This window comes from Chrysiogenes arsenatis DSM 11915 (assembly GCF_000469585.1).
In the GTDB taxonomy this organism is placed as follows: domain Bacteria; phylum Chrysiogenota; class Chrysiogenetes; order Chrysiogenales; family Chrysiogenaceae; genus Chrysiogenes; species Chrysiogenes arsenatis.
The window spans coordinates 1-6,208 of the sequence record NZ_AWNK01000020.1 but is presented as its reverse complement, the minus strand read 5'-3'; the positions used below and the strand labels follow the sequence as shown (position 1 = coordinate 6,208).

At 47.8% G+C, this 6,208-nt stretch carries 7 protein-coding genes; 3 read left to right on the top strand and 4 right to left on the bottom strand.

Features of this window, described 5'->3' with window-relative positions; translation table 11 throughout:
- Positions 1 to 826, bottom strand: an 826-nt coding sequence (locus P304_RS0111060; RefSeq protein WP_027390578.1) for an IS256 family transposase, incomplete at its 3' end; no start/stop codon positions are given.
- A 280-nt stretch (positions 827 to 1,106) separates the two neighbouring features.
- Here P304_RS0111060 and P304_RS0111055 point away from each other — a divergent pair.
- Positions 1,107 to 2,237, top strand: coding sequence for a Fic family protein (locus P304_RS0111055; protein WP_236613351.1), 1,131 nt, complete (start codon positions 1,107 to 1,109; stop codon positions 2,235 to 2,237).
- Between the two features lie 67 nt (positions 2,238 to 2,304).
- Here P304_RS0111055 and drt2 read toward each other — a convergent pair whose 3' ends face one another.
- Positions 2,305 to 3,582 carry an antiviral reverse transcriptase Drt2 gene (gene drt2 / locus P304_RS0111050; protein ID WP_027390576.1) on the bottom strand — a complete coding sequence of 426 codons (1,278 nt, stop codon included), beginning with the start codon at positions 3,580 to 3,582 and terminating at the stop codon, positions 2,305 to 2,307.
- Between the two features lie 599 nt (positions 3,583 to 4,181).
- On the bottom strand, positions 4,182 to 4,478 hold the full coding sequence (locus P304_RS0111040) for a helix-turn-helix transcriptional regulator (protein WP_027390574.1): 297 nt from the start codon (positions 4,476 to 4,478) through the stop codon (positions 4,182 to 4,184).
- A 158-nt stretch (positions 4,479 to 4,636) separates the two neighbouring features.
- On the opposite strand from P304_RS0111040, the gene P304_RS0111035 reads away from it, so the two are divergent.
- Both P304_RS0111035 and P304_RS15330 read left to right on the top strand, forming a co-directional pair.
- Positions 4,637 to 4,813 (top strand): MarR family transcriptional regulator, encoded by a 177-nt coding sequence (locus P304_RS0111035; RefSeq protein WP_027390573.1) that lies wholly within the window; start codon positions 4,637 to 4,639, stop codon positions 4,811 to 4,813.
- Positions 4,814 to 4,939: 126 nt separating this feature from the next.
- Entirely contained in the window at positions 4,940 to 5,491 is a 552-nt protein-coding gene (locus tag P304_RS15330) for a putative metalloprotease CJM1_0395 family protein (protein ID WP_051321631.1), read from the top strand.
- A 13-nt stretch (positions 5,492 to 5,504) separates the two neighbouring features.
- Here the strand turns inward: P304_RS15330 and P304_RS0111025 are convergent.
- Positions 5,505 to 6,208 (bottom strand): IS256 family transposase (locus P304_RS0111025; RefSeq protein ID WP_027390572.1); only part of this gene is annotated, 704 nt, incomplete at its 5' end.

Here is a 6,208-nt window from a genome sequence, read left to right as displayed (position 1 = left end):
TCTGTTTGCGCTCTTTCCATGCCACAAAATTCAAGCTATGTCTGACCATATGCACAATGCAGGTTTGCACTTGGGTGTTCGGATAAGCGGCTTCTATAGCTTCTGGGAACCCTTTTAAGCCGTCAACGCAAGCTATGAAAATATCCTTAACTCCACGGTTTTGTAGTCCGTTAAGAATACTAAGCCAGAACTTTGCCCCTTCATTTTCCGCGATCCACATGCCAAGAACTTCCTTTTGTCCCTCCATGGTGACAGCCAACGCGAGATACACTGCTTTGTTGATAATGTGTCCGCCTTGTCTCCCTTTCACCCTGATAGCATCCAGATAAACAATGGGGTAAACTTCATCAAGGGGACGGTTTTGCCATGATTTCACATCGTCAATCACAGCATCGGTTACTTGGGATATTAAGGTGGGGGAAACCTCCACACCATACATTTCTTCCAAGTGAACTTGAATGTCCCGTGTACTCATGCCCAGCGCGTACATAGAGAGGATTTTATCGTCAAAACCATGAAAACGGCTTTGACCTTTGGGGATAATTTTTGGCTCAAAACTGGCGTCGCGGTCACGGGGGACATTGATCTGAAGCTCACCAAACTCGCCGCTAATAGTCTTTGGATATTTGCCGTTGCGTGAGTTTCCAGCCTGCTTGTCTGACTTTCCATGTTTGGCATAGCCAAGATGGTCTGTCATCTCTGTCTGCATTGCACGCTCTACAAGTCGCTTCGTTAACTCTTTGAGTAGACCGCCTTCGCCTACAAGATCTTCAGGCTTTTTATAGTTGACAAGAAGCTGGTCGAGAAGTTCATCGGAAATGGCCATGGGATACTCCTTGAGATATGATCAGAATAGTATCTTAAATGGCCACTTACACAAAATATTTTACACACTCGGTTAACGCCGTGGCGCTTTGCTGCTTGAGCGTATGTTTTTTTGCGAGATATAATCATCCCAACACTCTCCATATCTCACGGTTGCGAGATATGGAGAGCATTTCCCTTCCTTATGTCAAAAAAAATGCTATAACCCATCGCGAAGCTTCCATAACTCGCAGCCGCGGGATAAGAAAGGCAAGCCTATGCGTAGTGGCCAATTTAAAAAAATGCCCACCGGTTACACCGCCTTTTTTCCAGCACCTCTCCCACCAACACCACCAATCAGTCTGGAGGGTGATCTCGCTCTGTTGCTTTCGGAAGCGGATCGCGCCTTGGGTGCGTTAAATGTCGTTGTCACTGTTTTACCAAATCCCGATCTGCTGGTTGGGATGTTTATTCAGAAGGAAGCGCTACTTAGTTCCCAGATCGAAGGAACGCAATCTTCGTTGGTCGATGTACTTGGCGCGGACGAAAACCATGTGCCAACGGTCGACGTGGGCGAAGTCATCAATTATGTCAAGGCCATGCGTCATGGATTGAAACGGCTCCGAGAGGATGATTTCCCGATGTCGTTGCGTTTGATTCGAGAAATCCATGGGGTGCTGATGCAGCAGGTGCGTGGAGGAGACACCCACCTGACTCCCGGGGAGTTCCGCCGCATGCAAAACTGGATCGGCGGCACCAATCTCGTCAATGCCAGATTTGTTCCGCCGCCCGTCGAAGTTATGCACGATGCGCTGAGTGCTTTCGAGCGATATCTGCACGAAGATGACGCCATGCCACCATTGATCCGCTGTGGCTTGCTCCATTATCAGTTCGAAACCATCCACCCCTTTAACGACGGTAATGGCCGGGTCGGGCGCCTGTTGATGACGCTGTATCTCGTCTGGAAGGGGATTCTTGATGAGCCGATGCTTTACTTGAGTGCCTACCTGAAAACCTATCAGCAGGAATATTACGATCGCCTGACGCAAGTGCGAACGGATGGCAACTTCGAAGCTTGGATTCGGTTTTTTCTCGAAGGCATTCGTGAGGTTTCCCAGATGGTGCTCCAGACAACCAAGAAAATCCAGCTTTTGGAAAGAACGGATTCGGATCGCTTGGTGGCGCATGGGGAAGGATCGTACGGCCTTACTCTGCTGCGCGGTTTGATGCGTCAACCAGTGGTTATGGTCAACGACGTGGCCAGCATGGTCGGGATCAGTTACACCAAGGCCAATGCGTTGATTGCTGCCTGCGAAAAACTTGGTATTTTGCGGCAACGGGGAGTTGGAAAAAGAAACCGGAAGTTTATCTACCATGACTATGTGGAGATTTTGAGCGAGGGAACCGAGCTGAGCATGGGCACTGTTGAATGAGTTGGGGGATGCGTGATGTGGTAGTGCGCGAAAAGAAAAGACGAAAACCTTCGAGCACATCGAAAAATCATGTCTCTATCTCTTTTTGTAACCGTGCCCACAGTGGTTTTAACTGCTTCTTGATAGAACCAGATAATAAGACTTCTGAAGCTCGGTATCCGTAACGCAGGAAGTTCGTTTTGCCTAAGTGTGAATATCTCTGATATAGCTGGCGCTTGAATAAAGGTTTTTGATCTTCACCGCGAGACGATTTTATGGAATTTCTTTTTCTCATAGTTGCTTTAGCCATTTTCACGCCACGCTTCATACGCTCAGAATATCTGGCTAAGGCAGCAGATCGGATCAATACCCTTTGCCCGTCAAAAGTGAATCCTAAATACTGGAGCGGTTTATCGGCACTTTGGGTGCCAGCAGCTACAGTAAATGTGCGAAGCTCAGTCTTCTCAGGATTGATGGATATCTTTAGCTTCTGTATTTCCTTTTGAACTTCTCCTGCCACTTCGTCACGCTTTTCTGTTGGAACAATAAAAAGCATATCATCGCAGTAACGATAGTAGTCGCCGCCAATTAAAGTCATTTTACTGCACATGAGTTGATCAAATTCGATCATGTAGATATTAGACAGAAGCGCGCTGATTGGAGTCCCTTGCGGAATTCCCTTCCCTGTCTTGTTTTGGGTAATCAAACCTCCACAGCGGACTTTTTCTCGGAATTCCCGCGCAGAGCAGATTCTATGTCGTCCGAATCTTGGATTATGTTTCGATATTTCTAGCGTTTCGAATAATGCATCTCGATCTACCGTCGAAAACCTTGTTAAGGACTTAAATACTGCATAGTGATCGCTGGGCAGCTTTACGTCTTTGAGAATCAGTGCCCAAGCTAGCTTGAGATAGTCGTGATCGAGATTATCGAAGAAGCCTTTAATGTCCATCGCAACAGCGCTACAATTACCTTTCGCCCTGATTGACTCAAAAACTTCAGCGGCGAAATCAATATTGCTTTTACTCAAGGCTCGAAATGCTAGAACATGATCATCTATTCTGCGAGCTTTCAGCTCTTTCTCGTAAAGCTGCCCTAACTGCCAAGAATAATAACTGTAAATGTGGCTATCTAAATGGGCAGCATAGGCTATGTCACGGGACTTTGGGTGCCTTTTCAGCAATTTCGTTTCGGAGTCTCGCTTAAATTTTTCAGTTGTGATTTGGTAAGAGATTAGAGGATAGAACGCATGCGAAGACACACGATTTGGGTCAGTGACTAACTGATGAGCTTGAATGAAACCAACAGCTGGGTCAAAATGCAAATAATTCCGATTTCGGTACCACGGATATTTTTCTTTACGCAAATAGCCCCCATCGTCTCGGAACAGCAAACCGGATGGGGCATAAGACTGCGGCTATCTCACAGCCTCCATCCGGCTAAGCCAAGTGGCCTTTCTCACACCATCTCACCCTCCTGCGAACAGAAGAGCCACGCCGCGTCTGCTAGAAATGATTTATAATACTTGTATCACTCTCACGATGGAGGTATCCATGAAGATTCTCGCATGCGTGGTGTTGTCAATATTCTCAGTATACCTCGGAGGCACGCCAATAATTACGCTTGACAACCTGTGACACACCTCAGCACCTACCGCACTGAGCGTTAAAAAATTAGCTTAATTGTTTGCTAAGCTCAACTCTTAATTTGCTCATAACTTTTCGAATGGTATATTCTTCTGTAGATAATTGACTAAAACGTGAATGGAGCCTTCCATATGAATTCTTTGAACACCATTACGGTCGGAACGCTTTATCATAACAATGCCAGTTCTCCATCGAAAAGTTGATGGGCGGCAAATTATTGAGATTATCAAGCTCTGCCAATTAAACTTCCGGTACATTAACGCATTGCCATGTAAGATGAGCCGGAGCACACTGACTTCATCTGCTTTGTGGTGGCGCATCACTCATCCTCAAGGAGGTTCTGCCAAGGGTCGCCAGACAGGCTTTTCTTTTCACCGGCACTTTCTACACTTTCAAGCACCGCGACGACGGCGCTCAGTTTTTCTTGCGGGATAAGCATAACCTCGCTGTTCAGCCCTTTGGCAATCAACTCCAGCGTGTCAAGCCTTGGGTTGCCTTTCGCCTCTAAGCGCTGATATTGCTGCCGGGAAAATCCGATACGCATCATCATATCGCTTTGCTTGAACCCTAGTGCCGTACGTCTTTTTTTGAGTTGCTGGAGTAGGGCGCCTGCCATTGTCGTCTCCTGTGTTGCTATTTTAGATATAGGAGTCATATTAGTTGCCTGTTGCTCTGTGTCAACATTTGTGTTGCTCTTTAGGTGAGCGTTTTAGCAGTGAAATCAAATGCAAAATCATTGTATTCTTGTCCTCTCGAAATCCGCAGGAGGTAATCATGGAAGCTACAGACAAAGTGTTGGAAGTCATGCGCACAGCGGGTGAGCCACTGAATGCTGGCAAAGTTGCCGAGCTGAGTGGTCTTGACCGCAAGACGGTCGATAAGGCCATGGATCAGCTCAAGAAGGCCGAAAAAATCGTTTCGCCGAAGCGTTGTTACTGGACGCCGGCATAGTTCTACTGTCACCGTAGCGCACTATTTTGGCGTGCCTCTTGACGTTTTTTCGCTGTTGAATATCCTCTGGGGTGCCGATAGCAGTAGTAGCATCGCAAGTACAAAGCAGTATACTGGAGGGATCTCATGGCACTTTCAGGGATTGGAAGTACCCCATCATTTTCCTACACTTCTTGGCAGTTTCCAGCAAAAAACAATGCTGAAGAAGCGGCTCCTGATAAGAATGCCGCGCAGAAACAACAGGAAGCCGAAAAGCAGCGGGTCGTCACCGAGCTGAGGCAACGCGACGCCGAAGTGCGACAGCACGAGCAGGCGCATATGGCGGCGGCAGGCGGTTTATCTATTGGCGGCGCCAGTTACGAAATGCAGGTTGGGCCGGATGGAAAAAGCTATGCGGTGGGTGGTGAAGTCAGCATCGACACGGCGGCCGTCTCTGGTGACCCTGAAGCGACCTTGCGCAAGGCTGAAACGATTCGCTCAGCGGCGCTTGCTCCGGCAAATCCATCGTCGCAGGATATGAAAGTCGCGGCTCAGGCGACGCAGATGCAGGCGAATGCACAGCGCGAATTGGCCGAACAGAAAGCAGCGGAACGTCAGGAACGCCAAGGTGTTGCGGGATATACTCAGCACGGAATAGCGGCCACGCCGCCGATGGGGTCTGTCAATAATTTTGTGTAAGTAGCGGAAGACATCAATTTTGCATTGGCACCCTCCCCTCAAAGAAAATACAGAACTGATTAAGAGCCGCTTTCCAGTCTCTGATCGGCATTGTCCACTTCTTTGAAATATTGCGTAACGCCATATAAAAGAGCTTGAATATTGCTTCGTCGTCGGGAAATGCTCCACGGTTCTTGGTTACCTTGCGCAGCGAGTGGTTTAATGATTCAATGGCATTGGTGGTGTAGATTGCCTTTCTGATATCGGGCGGATAGTTGAAAAATGGGATTATTCGCTCCCAGTTGCGGCGCCATGATTGGCTGACCATTGGATGAGTGGCATCCCATTTTGTTTCAAATTGTTCAAGATTCCTCCGCGCCTGCTCTTCTGTTGGCGCGGCATAAATTTCTTTCAAGTCGGCGGCCATCTGTTTGCGCTCTTTCCATGCCACAAAATTCAAGCTATGTCTGACCATATGCACAATGCAGGTTTGCACTTGGGTGTTCGGATAAGCGGCTTCTATAGCTTCTGGGAACCCTTTTAAGCCGTCAACGCAAGCTATGAAAATATCCTTAACTCCACGGTTTTGTAGTCCGTTAAGAATACTAAGCCAGAACTTTGCCCCTTCATTTTCCGCGATCCACATGCCAAGAACTTCCTTTTGTCCCTCCATGGTGACAGCCAACGCGAGATACACTGCTTTGTTGATAATGTGTCCGCCTTGTCTCCCTTCACCTG